The organism is Dyadobacter sp. SRI_021, from assembly GCF_057586235.1.
The window spans coordinates 875,879-894,983 of the sequence record NZ_JBYCZM010000003.1 but is presented as its reverse complement, the minus strand read 5'-3'; the positions used below and the strand labels follow the sequence as shown (position 1 = coordinate 894,983).

17 protein-coding genes are annotated in these 19,105 nt (G+C 48.6%); 3 read left to right on the top strand and 14 right to left on the bottom strand.

The window, feature by feature from the left end:
* Positions 1 to 701 precede the first annotated feature (701 nt).
* From AC2YIT_RS12960 to queG, 3 genes are all read right to left on the bottom strand, one after another.
* Positions 702 to 1,400, bottom strand: coding sequence for a hypothetical protein (locus tag AC2YIT_RS12960; protein ID WP_430845212.1), 699 nt, complete (start codon positions 1,398 to 1,400; stop codon positions 702 to 704).
* Between the two features lie 247 nt (positions 1,401 to 1,647).
* A complete protein-coding gene (locus AC2YIT_RS12955) occupies positions 1,648 to 2,061 on the bottom strand; it encodes a DUF1761 domain-containing protein (protein WP_430845210.1) in 414 nt (137 codons plus the stop codon).
* 78 nt (positions 2,062 to 2,139) lie between these two features.
* Positions 2,140 to 3,087 carry a tRNA epoxyqueuosine(34) reductase QueG gene (gene queG / locus AC2YIT_RS12950; protein ID WP_487279429.1) on the bottom strand — a complete coding sequence of 316 codons (948 nt, stop codon included), beginning with the start codon at positions 3,085 to 3,087 and terminating at the stop codon, positions 2,140 to 2,142.
* A 112-nt stretch (positions 3,088 to 3,199) separates the two neighbouring features.
* Between queG and AC2YIT_RS12945 the strand changes: the two genes are divergently transcribed.
* The 3 genes from AC2YIT_RS12945 to AC2YIT_RS12935 all read left to right on the top strand — a co-directional run bounded on the left by AC2YIT_RS12945 (position 3,200) and on the right by AC2YIT_RS12935 (position 6,384).
* Positions 3,200 to 3,835: a nucleotide exchange factor GrpE gene (locus AC2YIT_RS12945; RefSeq protein WP_430845207.1), complete on the top strand. Its 636-nt coding sequence runs from the start codon at positions 3,200 to 3,202 to the stop codon at positions 3,833 to 3,835.
* Positions 3,836 to 3,875: 40 nt separating this feature from the next.
* Complete coding sequence (gene dnaJ, locus AC2YIT_RS12940; RefSeq protein ID WP_430845205.1) at positions 3,876 to 5,033, top strand: molecular chaperone DnaJ; 1,158 nt, start codon at positions 3,876 to 3,878, stop codon at positions 5,031 to 5,033.
* A gap of 127 nt (positions 5,034 to 5,160) precedes the next feature.
* Positions 5,161 to 6,384, top strand: a complete 1,224-nt coding sequence (locus AC2YIT_RS12935; RefSeq protein ID WP_430845203.1) for an endonuclease/exonuclease/phosphatase family protein — start codon at positions 5,161 to 5,163, stop codon at positions 6,382 to 6,384.
* An 81-nt stretch (positions 6,385 to 6,465) separates the two neighbouring features.
* Here AC2YIT_RS12935 and AC2YIT_RS12930 read toward each other — a convergent pair whose 3' ends face one another.
* From AC2YIT_RS12930 to AC2YIT_RS12880, 11 genes are all read right to left on the bottom strand, one after another.
* On the bottom strand, positions 6,466 to 6,864 hold the full coding sequence (locus AC2YIT_RS12930; protein WP_430845201.1) for a hypothetical protein: 399 nt from the start codon (positions 6,862 to 6,864) through the stop codon (positions 6,466 to 6,468).
* Position 6,865: 1 nt separating this feature from the next.
* Complete coding sequence (locus AC2YIT_RS12925; RefSeq protein ID WP_487279428.1) at positions 6,866 to 7,246, bottom strand: hypothetical protein; 381 nt, start codon at positions 7,244 to 7,246, stop codon at positions 6,866 to 6,868.
* Between the two features lie 406 nt (positions 7,247 to 7,652).
* Positions 7,653 to 8,918, bottom strand: a complete 1,266-nt coding sequence (locus AC2YIT_RS12920) for a DUF6973 domain-containing protein (protein WP_487279427.1) — start codon at positions 8,916 to 8,918, stop codon at positions 7,653 to 7,655.
* 372 nt (positions 8,919 to 9,290) lie between these two features.
* Entirely contained in the window at positions 9,291 to 12,266 is a 2,976-nt protein-coding gene (locus AC2YIT_RS12915) for a glycosyltransferase family 117 protein (RefSeq protein WP_487279426.1), read from the bottom strand.
* Positions 12,267 to 12,497: 231 nt separating this feature from the next.
* Entirely contained in the window at positions 12,498 to 13,817 is a 1,320-nt protein-coding gene (locus AC2YIT_RS12910) for an ABC transporter permease (RefSeq protein WP_430845194.1), read from the bottom strand.
* A gap of 39 nt (positions 13,818 to 13,856) precedes the next feature.
* On the bottom strand, positions 13,857 to 14,771 hold the full coding sequence (locus AC2YIT_RS12905; protein WP_487279425.1) for an ABC transporter ATP-binding protein: 915 nt from the start codon (positions 14,769 to 14,771) through the stop codon (positions 13,857 to 13,859).
* 153 nt (positions 14,772 to 14,924) lie between these two features.
* Positions 14,925 to 15,359 carry a hypothetical protein gene (locus AC2YIT_RS12900; protein ID WP_430845190.1) on the bottom strand — a complete coding sequence of 145 codons (435 nt, stop codon included), beginning with the start codon at positions 15,357 to 15,359 and terminating at the stop codon, positions 14,925 to 14,927.
* A gap of 143 nt (positions 15,360 to 15,502) precedes the next feature.
* A complete protein-coding gene (locus tag AC2YIT_RS12895) occupies positions 15,503 to 15,907 on the bottom strand; it encodes a hypothetical protein (protein ID WP_430845363.1) in 405 nt (134 codons plus the stop codon).
* Positions 15,908 to 16,026: 119 nt separating this feature from the next.
* Positions 16,027 to 17,253, bottom strand: a complete 1,227-nt coding sequence (locus tag AC2YIT_RS12890; protein ID WP_430845188.1) for an alanine dehydrogenase — start codon at positions 17,251 to 17,253, stop codon at positions 16,027 to 16,029.
* A gap of 47 nt (positions 17,254 to 17,300) precedes the next feature.
* Positions 17,301 to 17,732 (bottom strand): tRNA (adenosine(37)-N6)-threonylcarbamoyltransferase complex ATPase subunit type 1 TsaE, encoded by a 432-nt coding sequence (gene tsaE / locus AC2YIT_RS12885; RefSeq protein WP_487279424.1) that lies wholly within the window; start codon positions 17,730 to 17,732, stop codon positions 17,301 to 17,303.
* Between the two features lie 56 nt (positions 17,733 to 17,788).
* Entirely contained in the window at positions 17,789 to 19,075 is a 1,287-nt protein-coding gene (locus AC2YIT_RS12880) for a Gfo/Idh/MocA family protein (RefSeq protein ID WP_487279423.1), read from the bottom strand.
* Between the last annotated feature and the right edge of the window lie 30 nt (positions 19,076 to 19,105).

Here is a 19,105-nt window from a genome sequence, read left to right as displayed (position 1 = left end):
GGATTGGCTGCTCGTCATTTAGCTTGATTCCAAAACCATGTCCCATGTTTCTATTGATCAAATTCTTAACAAACGCTTAGTTTTTTGAAATGCTTGAAGAAGTCTGCGATTGCGACGAGGATCTGGTAAATTACCGAAGGAATGTTCCTTTGGATAGCCATTCCGAATTTCGAAAATATTTAAAGATGAGACTTCGATAACCAGAAAGTCACAACTGTACGATGAATAAGTACTCCAAAAATAACCATCTAGAACCGGCTTTTTGTCGACGGCGATCACGAAATGCCTTCCGCAGCAAACAGGAATATCAAGCTCCCTCAACCTATCCCTTGCGATATCATTGAACACAATTGAGTAGACAGGTTCACGGTTTGGATAGGATTGTACCATCTGATACCCCAAGATTTCGCTATTTGTAATAAATGGAAGGGCTCAATGATCGATACGGCTCTGAGATCGCTCAGCCTCAAGTATCGAGCTATCTAGCAGATAAATTTCAACCTCCCATTTTGCTACGCTCACAGAACTAGAATTTTGGAAAGCCAGAATCAACAATAATATCCATTTCAACATCCTGACAAAAGTGAATTGACCGAAACTCGTCCCAAAAGAATATGCATTGCCTGAAACGGAAATTACTTGACGAACGCGGCAATTCGTGGAAGAAATGAACTAATGTAAAGGCTGGATTACCAGGCGCATCACAAAAACCGGAATCCCAGCGTTAGCGAAAATCTCGACAGATCCACACTATCATCCTTCGATAAATGTAATGTCTCCGTACTGAATTCGGTTTTGCGCTGAAGCCGGTAGATGGCGCCCATCATAGCAGTGCCGGTGATGTTGAGTGCGAATTTGGGGCTTATAGGCTGTTCGATACCCACGCTGACGCCCCAGTTCATCGTTTTGCCCAAAAACGTGAATTGCTGTACGCCTACGGCACTTTTATTTTCGTAGGGCTGATAGCCGAGCAACAAGGAAGTGAGAATGGCGGTCTTGCCATTTTTTAAAAAGGAACGATGGATTAATGCGCCGCTCAAGTGTTGGATCATCACTTTTTCACTTTGCAGGCTGTCCAGGTTAGCCTTCGCTTTATACATTTCATAACGCAGGCCAAAGCCGACATGCTTCCAGGGAAAATACGCGATATCACCTCCAAACGCGATACCGGATTTGAGGTCTTTGATATACTCCTGCTCGTCGTGGCTATTCACTCTACCCACGCGGTATAACCGGTAAGCATATCCCCCATTTAAGCCAATGCTCCAACGCGGAAGGCTGGGCTCATTCGCTTTTTTTTCACGCAGTACGGATGCTGAAGGTTGATCAAACGCCTCTTCGCGGTCCTTCTTCCATTCAGTAATGGAAGCTTCCTGAGCGCTGGCGCTATGGCTGAGCATACCCAAAATCAGTAAGAAAGCGACAAAAGATCTGATCATTATCTGCGGAACGCGCGAGTTTTAAGAACTCAAAACTACTATTTTCGGGGCATATTCAGCTTCCGGCCATTCAGAAATTGTCAGATTGCCGCTTTGACACCCGCTTTTTTGAGTTTTCCAACATAAAAATTACTCTTTGAACCCCTAGTGCAAACTCAGCCATTTCATTAAAAGATCCGGCCCTACCATTATTAAACCATTCGTGCCCCTACTCGTATTTCCGCCACGCGCCCAGGATCGCGCCCGTAAGTGCGTACACGATCACGCTCACGCCCCCGTTGATCAGAGAGAGTGCCAGCGCACGCATGGAAAACATGTCCTTGACGATCGTTTCGAACAAAACGAAGACGGTACCGAATAGTAAGCCTATGAGAAAGCCCATTATGAGGGATTTGACGGGGACTTTGGTGAATATCCAGGCCATAGTGTAGGCCATGAAGGAAGTAGAAACAATGCTGGCAAGATAAGGGATCGGGCTGGTGGCTGACTTAATCTGCTCCATCGTGAAGCCATTCAAAGCCATCCATTGTTCTGAAAATGTGCTGTACCACAACGCTGGTACTATCTGACCTATCACTACGCATACTAGCACGGCCCAAAGATTGACAGATTGTTTTCTCATTGTATTGAGTGTTTTATTCAGTCATCGAAAGGAACTCCCCGGCCCAAATATAAGATGTTTCAGATATAATTGTGCTTTTTACCCATCGGATATGACAAATTCGATATTTCGCTTTAAACCGGCATATTTGGCCCTTTTTACAGGCGATCGGCGGAATATTTCACGAAATATCTCTTCCGTAATTTCCACCCAATCGCCGTTTGAAAAACCGGCAAGCTCCTGTGGTAAATTGAACTGCGGGGTTGTGTGCGGCCGAGCGAACCGATTCCACGGACACACATCCTGGCATATATCACAACCAAATATCCAGTTATTGAACTTCCCTTTCACGTCTTCGGGTATAGCATCCTTTAATTCGATGGTATAGTAGCTGATGCATTTGCTGCCATCGACCACGAATGGGCCGGTAATGGCGTCAGTCGGACAGGCGTCGATGCATTTAGTACAAGTGCCGCAATAATCGCCGGTGGCGTTGTCGGGCGCAAGGTCGAGGTCGCATATAATTTCCCCGATGAAGAAAAAACTGCCCATTTCGCGATTAAGCAGATTGGAATGCTTACCTATCCAGCCCAAACCGCTTTTGGCAGCCCACACCTTGTCCATAACAGGTGCAGAATCAACGAAAATGCGGCCATTGACTTCACCAACTTCTTCCTGAATGGCCGTTAGCAATGCGCCGAGCTTTTCCTTTAATACATAATGGTAATCGGTACCGTAGGCGTACTTGGAAAGTTTGAGATCGTCCTCCCCTTCCGGGAGACGCTCTTCGGGATAATAATTTAATAATACGGAAATGACGCTCTTCGCACCCTCCACCAGCATGGTAGGATCGAGGCGCTTGTCAAAGTGGTTGGCCATATAGGCCATGGCGCCGTGATGGTTAAGGGACAGCCATTTTTCGAGGCGAGGGGCTTCGCTTTCGAGGAATTCCGCTTTCGATATACCACAAAAATCAAAACCGCTTTCAAGGGCTTTCGCCTTGATAAACCGACTCCTCTCCTGCCTTACGATATCTGCTGCCGTCATGTTGCAAAGTTACAAATTGATTGTAAAATGCCATCTTGTCAGTAATTTAGCCGTGGCAAAGTAATTTAGAAGAAGAATGGCTGTTGCAAAAGTCACGTAACCGCGAAGAATTATGCCGGAAAATACAGAATTCAACATAGATCAAGACAAAAATTACGAAATGAACGAGGATAAAGCGTCATTGGAAACTGACAATCTGGTAAACGAAGAAAATTCCGAAATTTCCAACAATGTGCCGTTAGATAATGCAGGCCAGGAGATTACCGGTGAGGCGCCCTCGGGAGAGGCACCTGCCGGTGACCCTCTGACCGCCGCAAAGGCTGAAATCGCTGAGCTGAAAGATAAATACCTGCGTCTTTACGCAGATTTTGAGAATTTCCGCCGCCGTACAGCCAAGGAAAAACTGGAAATGATCTCCGGAGCAAGTGCCGATATGGTAAAGCTTATCCTCCCGATTGTCGACGATTTCGAACGCGCCAAGGTTTCTTTTGATTCTTCCACAGATATCGAAGCATTGAAAGAAGGTGTAGACCTGATTTACAACAAACTTTATAAAGCCCTGGAATCCAAAGGCCTGAAAGCCATGGAATCAAAAGGCACCGACTTCGACGCTGAAATCCACGAATCCATCGCGCAGTTCCCTGCAGCGTCGGAAGACCAGAAAGGAAAGGTGATCGATGAAATTGAAAAAGGATATTACCTGAACGACAAGGTCATTCGTTACGCCAAAGTAATCGTAGGCGCCTAATGCTCTCAACCTTCCTTACAGGATACATCAGTAATTAAAAATGGCAAAGAAAAGAGATTATTACGAAGTCCTTGGCGTGGATCGTGGCGCCTCCGCGGATGAAATTAAAAAGGCTTACCGCAAGCTCGCGATCAAATTCCACCCCGACAAGAACCCTGACGATCCTACTGCGGAAGACAAGTTTAAAGAAGCGGCAGAAGCATACAGCATTCTGAGCGACGATAGCAAGCGTCAGCGTTACGACCAGTTCGGACACGCCGGTGTAGGCGGGGCTTCGGGTGGCGGAGCCGGCTTCGGAGGCGGTTTCTCCATGGACGATATTTTCTCCCAATTCGGCGATATTTTCGGGGATAGCAGCCCGTTTGGTGATATTTTCGGCCGTCAGGGCGGAAACGGCCGCAGGGTACGCAAAGGCTCCGACCTGCGGATCAAGTTGAAACTGAACCTCGAAGAAGTCGCAAACGGGGTTGAGAAGAAAATTAAGGTAAAAAGACACGTTACTTGTAACACCTGCGGCGGCAATGGTGCCAAAAATGGCACGTCGCTGACTAACTGTAACACCTGTAACGGAACCGGCCAGGTGCGCAAGGTGGTGAGCACGATGCTCGGACAGATGGTTTCAACCACTACTTGTCCTACTTGCAACGGTGATGGCAAGATCATCAGCGAACGTTGCGACTCTTGCGCAGGTGAAGGCCGCTTGCTGCAAGACGACCTGATCACCCTCAATATCCCGGGCGGTGTGGCCGAAGGAATGCAACTTTCGATGTCGGGCAAAGGAAACGTTCCTGCACGCGGAGGTGTTGCCGGCGACCTGCTGATCGTTATCGAGGAAGAAGAGGACGCATTGCTCAAAAGAGATGGTAACAACGTCGTATTCGATATGCATCTGAGCTTTATTGATGCCGCACTCGGTACTTCGGTCGAAATACCGACCATCGACGGTAAAGCGCGCATTAACATTGAATCAGGCACTCAGGCAGGCAAAATATTGCGTCTCAAAGGAAAAGGTATCAAAGACCTGAACGGCTACGGAAAGGGTGACCAGCTTGTGCATATTAATGTATGGACTCCTCAGCAATTGACCTCCGACGAGCGTTCGACCCTCGAATCGCTCCGTCACTCGCCGAACTTCCAGCCGAAACCAGGCAAGAATGAGAAAGGTTTCTTTGATAAAATGAAAGATTTCTTCCATTGATCATGCCTGTTTAATAAACCATATTCCAAAAGAGCTGCTTCCTGACCGGAGCGGCTCTTTTTGCTTGACATCAGTCGCGGTATACCGCCATTCATCATCGTTCATTACTAACCAGAAACATTACGAAATGAAATCTCTATTGCTTTCCGTTGCACTATTTTGCACGGGGTTCCTCAACCCCGGGCCTCTTTCAGCACAAACCACGCCGGCGGCCGCCGGATCGCCGGCCGCCGGACCGGCGTCAGAAATCACATTTGCTACTTACAACGTGAGTATGGAGGCCGAAAACTACATCCCGCGTGGCACACCAGGTAATTCCGAGAAGGTACTGATCAAAGAACTGGCTTCTGGTTCGAACCAGCAGATCAAAAACATCGCCCAAATCATCAAGACCATACGACCCGATGTGATTTTGCTGAACGAGTTCGACTATGTCAAAAACCCGGTGGAAGGCGTTGAGCAATTTATCAAAGGGTATTTAAAAGAGGATTCGAATGGCGCGAAAGGCATCGATTATCCTTACTATTATTACTCAACCGTCAATACCGGCCAGCCAACGCCCTATGACCTGGACAGAAACGGCAAAACGGAACAATACGGCTCCGACGCCTGGGGATTCGGCAACTACCCGGGGCAATACGGCATGGTACTGTTATCGCGCTTTCCGATCGATACCAAGGCAGTACGTACATTCCAGCATTTCAAATGGAAGGACATGCCTAATGCATTAAAAACCACTACCGAAGACGGCTCCGATTGGTACGCCCCCGAAGCCTGGGCGCAATTTCCCCTTTCTTCCAAGTCGCATTGGGATATACCGATCAAAGTCGGTAACAAAACCATCCACGTCCTCGCCAGCCACCCTACCCCGCCTTCCTTCGACGGCAAGGAAGACCGTAACGGCAAGCGTAACCATGACGAAATCCGCTTCTGGAACGATTACATCACTGGTGGCAAAGGCAACTACATCTACGACGACAAAGGCAAAAAAGGCGGTCTCTCCTCAAATGCCTCGTTCGTAATCCTCGGCGACCAGAATGCCTCTCCCGACGAAGGCAATGCGATCGCGGACGGCATCCGCCAGCTCATTGCAAATCCGGCTGTAAACGGCAGCATCGCCCCGGCCAGTAAAGGCGGCGCCGAGCATTCGCCCACCAATGCATTTGCCAAGAACCACACCGCATTCTGGCGCATGCGCGCGGATTATGCGTTGCCCTCGCGCAAGGGTTTCCAAATCGTCGATAGCGGCGTTTTCTGGCCTGCGAAAGGTGAACCGATGGCTGAGTTAGTCGAGAAGCGGGAGTCCAGCTCCGATCACCGGTTGGTTTGGATTAAGTTGAAGGTTGAGTAATGCACTTTGCCTTCGGCCCAAATACTTGTTAAGACATTACATGAACACAAGCGGCCCGGACAACCCGAGCCGCTTGTGTGTTTAAAAGACCTTTGTAACGATTTTCAAATGACCCTTTTTAGCCGTTCCGGGTATATAGTCAATCCGGATTTTCCTATCATAGAAATCCCAGCGGCCTGATGAATCGATCCGCCCGGGTGGAAGCTCAAAAGTCCACACCCGGTGTATCGTATCGGGATAGTATATCTCTACCCTGGCTGTCCCGTCTAAATTTCCAGTGATGGACGCTTCCACGACGTCTGCATGGCGTGAGCGGGAAGAATCCTCGAACATATACGCCTGAGAAGGATTGGCCACTTCGAATACGCGCTCGTCTTCCATCCAGTACGGCCACATTAACAGGAAGAATGCCAAGCCAACGAAGAACAGGATAATCGCTTTGGCTATGTTATGAGCATTCAATGTGTTTTGCCATTTCATTTTAAAAGATTGAAGTCTTGATTGTGAGATTCCCTTTTTTCGCCTCCCCCGGGAAATATTTGATGGCTATCTTTCTATACACATAGAGATCCTGATGCGACTTGACGTTTACCTTGCCCTTTGGCAAATGAATACTATCGTTAAGTCCCCCGATCAAATAACTCTGAACTACTATCACCGCAGGTGCGTCCAGTGTTCCGGTCACGGTCGTTGCGACACAGCAGCTGGGGTGAAAGGAAGCCGAGTCTGTGAAGTAGTGCTTTTTAGATACATCCGTTATGTGAAACTCGCCCTTTTCGAATGAGCAACCTACGGCTATATGGATGAACAGCAGGATTATAAATAACCTGCTATCTACATATCTCTTACTTTCCGTCTTCATTTACGCCATTTTAAAAGATCAACGTCCTAATTTTCAGACTACCCTTTTTCGCTTCACAGGGGTAATATTTGATTGCGATTTTTCGATACCAATAGAAATCTCCGTGTGAGTTCTCGATATGACCTTACCCTTCGGCAAATGCAGGCTATCGATAAATCCTCCGATTAAATAACCTTCAACGATTATTAAGGCTGGTGCATCCAACGTGCCGGTCACGGAAGTGATAACGCAACAATCGAGATGGAACGATGCTGAATCGGTAAATATGTGCTCTTTCGATACGTCTGCGATGTAAAACCCGCCTTGCTCCATTGAACACGCTGTGGCTATCCCGCTGAGCAGCAAGCTCACCAATAGCCTGATGCTCAACGGCTTTCTTTACAGCTCCTAGTGCCCCCATTCTCACTCAGTGACATCGATTCGCCCCGTTTGTCCAAAAAAAAGTTTGGGGTGTTCCCGGGCTTACATTCTCAGGACTAAGCCTCTTCCCTTGTCCAACCGCAATTTTTTTCAAGACAGTATCAGCTATTAGACCTAGTTTTAGGCCAGGGACATGCGTAGGCATCCCAGCCAATGAAGCACTAACGCTCTTGTATACTTTAACACCCAAATCATTGTTGAACAAATCCATTTCCTGCTGATTCGGCGGTGATTCCAACTCATGATTATTGGTGATTTGAAGTGCAGTTGAAACCCCAAATTCCATGCACAAGATTGCCGACCATACCGCGTGCTTGAATGCATTCCAGTTACCATCATCCGAAAGATTACAATAGAACCAATCTGCGAAGGACATTGCTGCCGCAGTTGCGGCGGCAGCTTGGGGAATCATCCACATTCTATATAGAAAATAATCTTTCTCTGTGTCATTAATTTGGCCCCAAAAACTAGATATATAAGGTAACTGCAGCAATTCGTCTAAGACGACATTGCTGCCGCCATTCAATGCTACGTCCAGAGAATTCGACCATACAGTCCCGGTTCCGCTAGAACCCGCGCTTACGTACACCATCTCACAAGTAGTCTCCTGATAAACCCAGCCCGAACAACCATAGCCATCCACACAGCCCTGATGGTACCAATCCGTGCAGACTTCTACCATATCAGAAGTCCGGCCGCCTTTGTTAGGGCCGAATGCGGCTACCTGCTTTCCTTCTTCATAAATCAATCCGTTGACGAGCTTGCCGTCCATGTCGAAGAAGTAAACTTTCCCTCCAAAATTGGCGGGATCGACCTGGCCATTCTTTACTTTTGGCTCGTAATCCGCATCGAATACCGTCCGCATTTCCAGCGCTTCGATCTTACCACGCACCTTGCGTACAATGAGACTTCGCTGTATCCTTCCAGCCACATTTTCTTCGTCGGGCTTCCGCTTATCCTTCCGGCCGTCTTTGATGCGGCAGCCTAGAAAATTGCCTGATAACACAGGCGCTACCACGATTTCATCGTCGGCCGCCATCTTCCGCTGACTCGCAGCCGCCCAAATGACTTTATCATCAGGCTGCCCGACAATGCGGGCCGATTTGAGGAGATCGGAATACCATTTCTGAGCTTGTCCGACCGTGAAGTCGTCGGAGGGTAACACATTTGCTTTTTCACCCGTGTCTTTGCATCCAAACACAAAGGCAAAAGCAATCACCAGCGCTACGCGCCGGATAGAGCGTTTTTTCATAAATTTGAAAGGTTTTAGTTAACAACTTGACTCAAACCGCGACCCCGCCCGTCAGGTACCAAGCTTACGGCGGGGTTTTGATTTTCGTGAATGTTGGGAATTCGAAGGGAGATATACAAGCGCCATTCAGTTCGCAGACGCAAGTTCTCGAAAAGTCCAGCTATGTAAAGAATTATCTAACGGAAACTAGCATTTTAATTAGCTGTCTTTCAATTAATTAACAACAACCACCGGCAACTAACTTATTTTGTTATTTGATAATTACTTGTCTCACTACATATAGAAGAAGTTAATCGACATCCAAAAGACACAAAAAAGAAAGGGCGGCATCTGCTTTCGCAAATGCCGCCCTTCGTATTTCTTATTCAAATACTACTGCCCTCCACCATACATGTTAAACGCAGCCAGATGCTTCTGGAAAATCGCTTCATATTTCTTCGCGGCCGCCTCCTGCTTCGCGTCGCGGCATTCCTGGACGATCACTTGCATGATGTACAGGTACACGTTGCTGTCGCGGCGGCGTGTGGTCGAATTATTCTTCGCCCATGTCAGTACCTCATCTGCGCGGGTAGCCATTGTTTCGGCTATTTCCAGCGCTTTCTTCGTTTCGCCCAGATCGAACAATGGACCTATAAAGTTAGCCGAGAACTGATCGTACGGAATACTCTTATCCGGCATGGTGGTTAGCGAACGCTCGATAGCCTTCTTCGCTTCTTCCTTGCGGCCGTCAGCGATCAGCTGGCCGGTGAGGCGCAGGAATGCGATGCGTGCCGTCGCTACGGGTGAGCCAAGGTAAGTATTGTCATAATAGGTGTTCGGATTGTCGAGTTCGCGCCAGAACATCTTGTTCATCATATTATTGTACATCACATCCGCATTCACGTAGCCGTCGCTGGCACCTGGTACCTTCACTGGCAACAAGCGATAGGCGTAGCCTTCGAGCTGCATGTATTCTTTCAGGTTCAGGTAGCTCGATCCGCCCAGGGTCGACGAGAAGTAAATAGGGCGTTTCCAATCGTTGGAGGCTATGATATCGAGCATGATCAGGTCTGATTTGTACAAATCACCTTTACCGATTGTCCAGCTGATCGAATCGCTCACGAATGGAACGAGGTCGCTTTTGATGATATTCATCTTCTTCACAGCCTCCGCGTCCACGGGCAGGAACAATACCGACGACGGCAGGATGGACGTCATGTCGCCGCTTGTCAACGGTACCTGAATAGCCTTGTTTTCCTGTTTTACCAGTCCAAGGTATTCTTTCAGGTTGATACCCGATTTCACGCTCGGGATTTCATAGAAAGGCACGATATCGTTCTTACCGAATGCGTAGTTGTTCTTGTCTAGCGAGATCGGCAGCGCTTCTGATTTGTAGGTGCGGCGCTTCATCTGATCAATGTACCAATCGGTACCGAGGAGGCTCAGGTTACATACACGCACATCCGTACGGAAGCCTTCCACTTCCTGCACGTACCACAATGGGAATGTATCGTTATCACCACCTGTAAAAAGGATCGCATTCGGGGCGCAGGAGTTCAGGAGGTTTTTAGCGAAATCAACCGAGTGGTAACGGTGGTCGCGGTTGTGGTTATCCCAACCTTTGGTACCCATAATGACCGGCGCCACCAGTCCTAATGCAGTCGCAACACCAGCGCGCGCAGTGCCGCTTTTCACAAACTTGCTGATCGCATCCGCAATGGCAATAACACCATAGCCAATCCAAATACAGAAAATATAGAATGAACCCACATAAATATAGTCACGCTCGCGCGGCTCGGTAGGTGGAGAATTGAGATAAACCACCAACGCAACACCTGTCAGAATGAACAACAGACCTAATACGAGAAGGTCACGCTTCTGACGGAAGTAGCAAATCACAATACCAAACAATCCAAGGAGGAACGGTAGCATATAATAGTTATCGTGAGCCTTATTATTGGCGATCGGCTCAGGGTATTTGGTGGAGACATCCCAGGGCGTCATATTACCGGCCCCTTCTTCGTCACTCTCACGACCTACGAAGTTCCACAGGAAATAACGCCAATACATATGCCCGATCTGATACGAGAGCATGAAAGAGAGGTTATGCGCCATAGTGGGTTTCTGGCCTTCCGCCAGCCCGGTCATTTGCATATACAATTGCGGGTGACCTGGCTGCGTGCTGTACATACGAGGCAGCAGCATATTAGCGCCTGGCTCATACTCATACTCCGGACGATAGTCGTAAATGACATATTTACCATCCTGCTTACGGTACATCGGCGCTCCGCGTTTCTGGCTTACCGGACGTGATACGAACGACGGCCCGTACAACAACGGACGGCTGCCATATTGCTCGCGTTTCAGGTAAGAAACGAAGCTCAAAACGTCATTCGGGTTGTTTTCGTTGATCGGCGGATTATACTCAGCACGGACGAGCACCATCAGGTAGCTGGCGTATCCGATCAATACAAATGCCAATGAAAGCAAGCTGGTATTCAACAGCACATTGCCTTTCTTCTGGGAAAAACGGATTCCCCATATCAGCGCGCCGATGAACAATATGATGAAGAAGATCACCCCTGATTTGTAAGGCAATCCCAAAGTATTTACAAAGAATATCTCAAATTTACCTGCAATGCTCGGCAAGCCCGGGATGATACCGGAGTTGATAATCCCCAAAACCACCAGACCACCCACGAAAGCCATAATGCCTCCGAAAACACTGACTTTCTGATACTTCTTGAAATAATACACCAATGCGAGCGCGGGAATCGTAACAAGGTTCAACAAGTGAACACCGATAGATAATCCTACCAGATAAGCGATGAGGATCAGCCAGCGGTTCTCCGTAGCAGGGTCCTGAATACGCTCCCATTTGAATACTGCCCAGATGACAATGGCCGTAAAGAAGGACGACAAACCGTAAACTTCTGCCTCCACCGCCGAAAACCAGAAGGAGTCGGACCAGGTGTAGGCCAGCGCGCCAACGATACCGGCTCCCATTACCAGAAGAGTGTCGGCCTGTGTCAGCTCTTCGTCATTTTTGGCAACCAGTTTACGAACCAGCAGAGTAATGGTCCAGAAAAGGAACAGGATGGTAAATGCACTGCTCAGCACCGATACCATATTGATCCAGTATGCCACGTTTTGCAAATCACCAAATGCAAAAAGGGAGAAAAGGCGACCTATCAGCAGAAAGAAAGGGGCGCCCGGAGGGTGAGGAACCTGCAATTTAAATGCACAGGCTATGAATTCCCCGCAATCCCAGAAGCTGGCAGTACGTTCGACAGTAAGGGCGTAGGTGATGAATGCAATAGCAAAGACAATCCAACCCGTAAGGTTGTTGGTACGGTTGAAACGGGTCATCTGAAAGACGGTAAATTTGAAAAAGTTATATGCACAATGCGCAAAGATGGCGACTCTTTTTGAGCAGTTCTATCAATGATCGGCCAAAATTAGCAAAATAACCACAATGGCAACGGTTTGTGAATCTTAAAAAAAGTTAACAAGGCCGTCGGCCGTCGGCTTTCGGCTATCATACTTGGGCTCCAGACTTTTTCCTTACTAAAGCCGATTGCCGAAAGCCGACTGCCGATGTCACTTATAAAATATCCACTTCACCAACTCCTTATAACTGACTTTTTTACCGTACATGAGGATACCCACGCGGTAAATGCGGGCGGCGACCCAGGTGGTGCCCATGAATCCTAGCACCAGAAGCACCATCGACAATGCAATTTCCCAGGCCGGCACACCGAACGGAATGCGGACCATCATGATGATTGGCGAGGTAAATGGAATAATGGATGTCCAGAACGCCAGCGTACCGTCGGGATCGCGGAGGACGAATTGGGCAAATACAAAGGAGAAAATAATGGGCAATGTAATGGGCAGCATGAATTGCTGTGTATCCGCGTCGTTGTCGACGGCCGCTCCAACTGCGCCGAATAGCGCGCTGTACAGCAAATAGCCCCCCAGGTAGTAGAACAGGAAACAACCAATAATCAGCGGGAGGTTCAGGCTGGACACTGCTCCAAGTACTTCCGCTACCGGATTATCGACATTGCCACCGGGTAGGCCTTGGTTCGGCATTTGCGCTTTCTTCATTTCCTCCGCCATCTGTGCCGACTCTTTAGACATTTTGCTGGCAATCACGGCCGATGTGGCGCTTGTCAAAGCGGTAGTCAGTAAAATCCAGAGCACAAACTGGGTGAGCCCGACCAGCGCTACCCCGATAATCTTGCCGAGCATGAGCTGGAATGGCTTCACGGAGGAAATAATCACTTCCACAATTCGGCTGGTTTTCTCCTCGGTGATCCCGCGCATTACCTGAGTTCCATAGATGAATACGGACATGTAAATCAGGAATGCACAAATCCCTCCGATCACAGTGGCCGCGCCCGAGCTGCTCGTCTTCTCTCCTTCTTCACTCAGGCTGATCGTTTCAGAATTGACATTGACGCGTGAATCTTCCAGGATCTTATGTGTAATACCCGCCTCCGCGAGTTTGATGTCTTCGATTTCCTTCTCGATCACCTTTTCGATCTCCGACTTCAGTTCTAAACTCACATTTTTGGCTGCGTAAATGCGGACGCTTTTGGGTGATTGGATCACATTGGCCGGAATATAAACCAACGCATTGGCATCGCTGTTTCGAAATGCAGCCTTGGCGGAATCAATACTCTTGTCGGTCAGCTCGAATTTTAAGGTTTCCGAATCCTTGAATTTGTTCCGGAACAAACCGCTTTCATCCAGTACCTGCACTGTTTTGATATCCACTGAGCTCACGGCGGCCCAGAATACCGTCCCATAGAAAGCCACAAAAAGCAGCGGGCCCAGCACGGTCATCACCAGGAACGACTTCTTTTTGACCCTTACCAGGTATTCTCTTCTAATAACCAGAAATATATTTCGCATGGGAATCGGATTAATAACTATGAATGGAATGCGCCCCGGTCATGCCTCGGGCACTTCATTGACCGCCTTCATAAAAATATCGCTCATCGTCGGGATATTCTCTCCAAACGCACGGATCTCCACTTTCGACACGAGATTGAGCAACAATGCATTGGCATTCGCATCGCCATCCAGGTGGACATTGGAGCGCAGATAGCCGTCTTCCAGGATCTTCTGATCGAGGATTTGGTATATCGGATCCAGCTCGTCGAGGTGGCCTTTGTATTCGACAAAATAGGTATGTGTTTTGAATTGCTCTTTGATCTCTCGTTTCGCACCGTCGAGCACTTTGCGTGATTTGTGAATCAAAGCAATATGATCGCAAAGTTCCTCCACGGTTTCCATCCGGTGGGTCGAGAAGATGATCGTGCTGCCTTTTTGCTTCAATTCAAGGATTTCATCCCGGATCAGGTTGGCATTAATCGGGTCAAAACCGGAGAAGGGCTCGTCGAGAATGATCAGGTCGGGCTCGTGCAAAACGGTCGAAACGAATTGCACCTTTTGCTGCATTCCTTTCGAGAGGTCGCCGATCGTTTTATCCCACCAGGTTTTAATATCAAACTTAATAAACCAGGTTTTGAGCTTTTCCATCGCCTCCTTCTGCGAAAGCCCTTTGAGCTGCGCCAGGTAAAGCAGCTGTTCCCCCACCTTCATCTTCTTGTAAAGCCCGCGCTCTTCCGGCAAATAGCCAATCCGCGAAATATGATCAGGATTGAGAGGAACGCCATCAAACAGTACTTCTCCGCTATCCGGACCAGTAATCTGATTGATGATCCGGATCAGCGACGTCTTCCCCGCCCCATTCGGCCCCAGCAGCCCGAAAATGCAGCCCTTGGGAATAGAAATGCTGACATTGTCCAGGGCGGTGTGGCTGGAATATTCCTTCGTTACATTCCTTACCTCTATGATATTCATAAATTTCAAAACGGTGTTACCGCAAATATGCGAACTAATTTTCCTGGTCGCAGTAACCACAAGTACAAAAGCCTCATTTGACTGACCAATGGCAAAAATAAAAAGCGGACGGAATAATCCGCCCGCTTTACACGGCACAGGCCGGTTTAATATTTAAGCGTATTTCTCGCGGATCTGGAAAAGAACCCAGAAGCCGATAATTCCGCCGATGATGAAGCCCAAAATGCTCAACTGAATCAGATTGCTAACCAGGCCGATCAGCAATGCATAGTAGAGCAAGTTCCAGCCGGCACGTTTGCGCGCTTTAAGCGGAGAAAACGCCATCAGGTACATCACCAGCGTAACGATCCCGAGCGCAATCCCAATGTAAGCATTGAATCCAATACCTGCCGTAAGTCCCCCGGCACCCAAAACCGCACCACCTACACCCAACGCCGTTAGCAAGCCCAACACTCCGAGAATCGAGAGTATCAGGATAATGTAAGGACCATACTGCACGAGAAATTCTTTGACGCTTTCGGAGAATGGCGGGAATTTTTGGAGGAAAATGGGTTCGAGTTCCTTTTCGAGAAGTAGTTTAGATTCCATAGACTGGGGATTTTTTAGCTGAATTTCAAACAATTAATTTCTAAAACTAAAATAAAATTCAGGAACCCGATCCCCACGACCTAGTAAGCGTTCCAACTGTTTATTAAGCGGCCTTACGCAACTTTCCACACGGCATTCTGCCGCTAATCTTCGGGATATGGCACATATACAAAACCCGAAAACTCGCCAATCAACGCGAACAGGCAGCAGAATTCTTCCGGGTTTTTATAGTTTTCCGTGAAAAGCAGCACCGATTCCGGACCGATCAGCTTGCGATCGACAAATTCCTGCATGTACGACGCCTTGTAAATATAACGATTTGTCAGTTCCGTTGCATCGATAAGCAACACACCCAGATCGATCTCATTGTTGGTAACCGCGAAAATCGGATATTCCGAAAAACCGCGTTTACGAATCTGGTACGAGGCTTCTTTCAGCTGGTCGGCGACCTTGATAAAATCCTGCGATATATAACCCATCAATTTCTGATTCAAATCCGGAGAATTTGCATCGTCCATCAGGGTGTTTTCATTGCTGTTGTTGATCATTTTTGTAATATGCTTTAAGCTATAAGCCATAGGCTAAAGCTGATTGCGCGCTAGCACACGTAGTTTAATTGTCAAAAATATAAAAAGCTTACAGCCTAAGGCTTAAAGCTTATAGCCCCCTACATCCTCGCCGCCAAAAGCAACGTCAGATCCTTATACCTCATGTTAAAGCTCCGGGCGATGTGGGAGTTGGTGAGCGTGCCTTTGTGGCAATACACTCCTTTCATAAACCAACGATTGGCATAAATCATTTCCTCAATGCCTCCTATTGTACCGGTTTGGAGCAAAAAGGGCAAAAATACATTGCTAAGCGCCGTACTCGCCGTGTGCGCCACGCGCGAGGGGATGTTGGGCACGCAGTAATGGATCACTTCGTTGTATTTGAATGTCGGGTTTTTATGGGTCGTCATCCGCGAAGTCTCAAACGACCCGCCCTGATCGATGCTGACGTCGATGATCACCGAACCTGGCTTCATTTTCGACACCATTTCACGCGTTACGACCATCGGACTCAGACCATTCTCGGCACGCATGGTACCGATCACGACATCCGCCCGGCCAATGGCTTCGGCCAGCGTTTCGGATTCAATAATGGATGTGTACAGATTTTGCCCGATTGAATATTTGAGCCTTTGCAGGCGGTAAATGTGCTTATCGAAAACCTTCACGTCCGCGCCCACGCTAAGGGCTGCGCGTGTGGCATATTCGGAAACGGTACCCGCACCGAGGATCACGATTTTGGTCGGTGGTACGCCCGTAATACCGCCCAGGATAATGCCCCGGCCGCCATTCGGTGTTGAAAGGTACTCGGCAGCGATCAGTAGCACCGTGCTGCCGGCGATCTCGCCCATAGCACGGATAATCGGCTTCCCTCCTACCTTGTCTTCAATCAGTTCGTAGCCTATGCCGGTTACTTTCAGTTCATTCAGCTTTTCAAAATATTGTTTTTCCAACGCTGGAAGGTTGAGTGCCGAGATGAGCGTTGTCCCGGCTTTCACGTAACGGAACTCCTCTTCTACCAGCGGCTCCACTTTCAGAATCACATTGGCCTGATACACTTCCTCGGGACTGTGGACAATCTTCGCCCCGGCCTCGCTGTATTCATGGTCCGACAGATTGGCTCCTTTGCCGGCATCTTTCTCTACCCATACTTCGTGCCCGTTCCTGACCAGGATAGCCACTGCGTCGGGCGTGAGCGCGATCCGGTTTTCCTGTAACGAAACCTCTTTCGGCAAGCCGATATGCAGCGAATTCTGATCCTTCCGGACAGCCATTAATGATTCCTGGGGATACAGCACCGACTGCTTGGCGAGCTCTTCAAAACCGGTAATCTGAGGTTGTGCCATTGACTAGCAAAATGAAAGTGAAACTGTAACTGACTAAATGTGACCTCTTATACCTTGGTGACTTCCAATATTCTCATGCCAGTTTCATCCGCTTCCAGATGCAGCTGCATATAGTTCAGCGGCCAAAGGTTTTCAATCTTCTGTGGCCACTCGACAAAACAAAGATCTCCTGAATCGAAATACTCCTCCACACCCATGTCCAGGGCTTCTGTTTCGTCGTTAATCCTGTAAAAATCAAAATGATAGATTGTTCTGCCCTCCGCATCGTACTCATTCACCAGCGAGAAAGTGGGGCTCTGTACATGGGTTGTAACCCCGAGATGGCTGCATAATGCCTTGATAAGCGTCGTTTTACCGGCTCCCATCTGGCCTTCGAAGAGCCAGACGGGCGTATCTGCACCGAGCCTCAGAAGTGCTTCGGATACATTTCCGAGCTCGTCGAGTTCCTTAAAACGAATAACCGTGGGCTGTTCAATCATGTTACAAAAATACACAATTTGGAAAAACCCATGACAATTTTATGTGTCCGACAACATCAGACTTTCCATTCTTTCCGCATCGGCCTGCCCAGCAGTTGACTGGCTTTTTTATCCCCTTCAAAATCCTCGTTCACCGGATCCCATTTCAGCGAACGCCCCAAACCGTACGCGATATTCCCGATGTTGCAAACCGACGCCGTGCGGTGGCCAATCTCCACATCGCAAATGGGCGGCTTCCTCGTCCGGATCGCATTCAGGAAATCTTTATAATGGTTGGTGCTCACGTAAACACCTGCGTCGCCTGCATTGAAAACCTTGTCCTTCAATGGCTCAGGAGTGGTCTTTAACTCGCCACGGGCTACGAATACTTCGCCGTCGGTACCCACAAAATGACAATGCTGTTTGCCTTCCATGGGACGATGAACAACTTCAACACCATTGGCATATTTGTAAACCAAACCCTTACCCGGCTCGGAATATACCAGTTCTTCCGGCCCGCTGGCGTCCATATTCAGTCCCCATTGCGCAATGTCAAACATGTGTGCACCCCAGTCGGTCATACCACCGCCGCCAAATTCAACGTAATCACGCCATTTTGGCCAGAACTTAGCGTCCATAGCAGGCGCAAGTTCGTTGTTATACGGCCTTTCGATCGTATTCGGGCCCATCCAGAAGTCCCAATCGAGGCCTTCGGGCTTGGTTTCACTTTGCAAATCCCACACTTTCGGAGGGCCGCCTACATTGACATACACCTTTTTTATCGTCCCAATGGCCCCGCTTCTTACCAGTTGCACGGCTTTCGTAAATTCCGGCGCCGAGCGCTGCATACTACCCGTTTGGAACACCCGGTTATGATGTCTGACAGCATTCACCATCGCCCGGCCTTCCTTCACCGTCAGTGAAAGCGGTTTTTCGCAATAAATATCCTTACCCCCCTCGGCGGCACGTACAGCCATGGCAGCGTGCCAGTGATCCGGCGCGGCGATCACCACGGCGTCGATATCTTTTCTTAATAATAATTCCCGAAAGTCCTTCATGCCGGCCGCAGCCTTGTAAGTACCTTGTTCGAGTTTTTCGGAGTACCATGTATTAGTAGCATTCACGAATGTATCCTGCTTGACCGCGTACACATCCGAAGCCGCGATAATGCGTGTTTCCTGGGTATCGAGGAAGCGATTGCGTAGGCCTCCGCTCTGCCGCCCGCAACCGATGAAACCCAGTGCAATCATATCACTTGGCGCTTTGTACCCTCGCCCGAGCACGTGCCGGGGCACGATCATAAAGGAAGAGACAACGGCACCGGCTTTCAGGAAATCGCGGCGGTTCAGACGATCGACATTCATATTTTTTCAGGCATTAGTTCCAATTGAATA

Excerpts from the sequence above, each read along its gene's own strand:
- AC2YIT_RS12905 (WP_487279425.1), bottom strand. The coding sequence starts at position 14,771 with ATGAATATCATAGAGGTAAGGAATGTAACGAAGGAATATTCCAGCCAC.
- AC2YIT_RS12900 (WP_430845190.1), bottom strand. The coding sequence starts at position 15,359 with ATGGAATCTAAACTACTTCTCGAAAAGGAACTCGAACCCATTTTCCTC.
- AC2YIT_RS12945 (WP_430845207.1), top strand. The coding sequence starts at position 3,200 with ATGCCGGAAAATACAGAATTCAACATAGATCAAGACAAAAATTACGAA.
- queG (WP_487279429.1), bottom strand. The coding sequence starts at position 3,087 with ATGACGGCAGCAGATATCGTAAGGCAGGAGAGGAGTCGGTTTATCAAG.
- dnaJ (WP_430845205.1), top strand. The coding sequence starts at position 3,876 with ATGGCAAAGAAAAGAGATTATTACGAAGTCCTTGGCGTGGATCGTGGC.
- AC2YIT_RS12910 (WP_430845194.1), bottom strand. The coding sequence starts at position 13,817 with ATGCGAAATATATTTCTGGTTATTAGAAGAGAATACCTGGTAAGGGTC.
- AC2YIT_RS12925 (WP_487279428.1), bottom strand. The coding sequence starts at position 7,246 with ATGAAGACGGAAAGTAAGAGATATGTAGATAGCAGGTTATTTATAATC.
- AC2YIT_RS12935 (WP_430845203.1), top strand. The coding sequence starts at position 5,161 with ATGAAATCTCTATTGCTTTCCGTTGCACTATTTTGCACGGGGTTCCTC.
- AC2YIT_RS12920 (WP_487279427.1), bottom strand. The coding sequence starts at position 8,918 with ATGAAAAAACGCTCTATCCGGCGCGTAGCGCTGGTGATTGCTTTTGCC.
- AC2YIT_RS12960 (WP_430845212.1), bottom strand. The coding sequence starts at position 1,400 with ATGCTCAGCCATAGCGCCAGCGCTCAGGAAGCTTCCATTACTGAATGG.
- AC2YIT_RS12915 (WP_487279426.1), bottom strand. The coding sequence starts at position 12,266 with ATGACCCGTTTCAACCGTACCAACAACCTTACGGGTTGGATTGTCTTT.
- AC2YIT_RS12955 (WP_430845210.1), bottom strand. The coding sequence starts at position 2,061 with ATGAGAAAACAATCTGTCAATCTTTGGGCCGTGCTAGTATGCGTAGTG.
- tsaE (WP_487279424.1), bottom strand. The coding sequence starts at position 17,732 with ATGATTGAACAGCCCACGGTTATTCGTTTTAAGGAACTCGACGAGCTC.
- AC2YIT_RS12895 (WP_430845363.1), bottom strand. The coding sequence starts at position 15,907 with ATGATCAACAACAGCAATGAAAACACCCTGATGGACGATGCAAATTCT.
- AC2YIT_RS12880 (WP_487279423.1), bottom strand. The coding sequence starts at position 19,075 with ATGAATGTCGATCGTCTGAACCGCCGCGATTTCCTGAAAGCCGGTGCC.
- AC2YIT_RS12890 (WP_430845188.1), bottom strand. The coding sequence starts at position 17,253 with ATGGCACAACCTCAGATTACCGGTTTTGAAGAGCTCGCCAAGCAGTCG.
- AC2YIT_RS12930 (WP_430845201.1), bottom strand. The coding sequence starts at position 6,864 with ATGAAATGGCAAAACACATTGAATGCTCATAACATAGCCAAAGCGATT.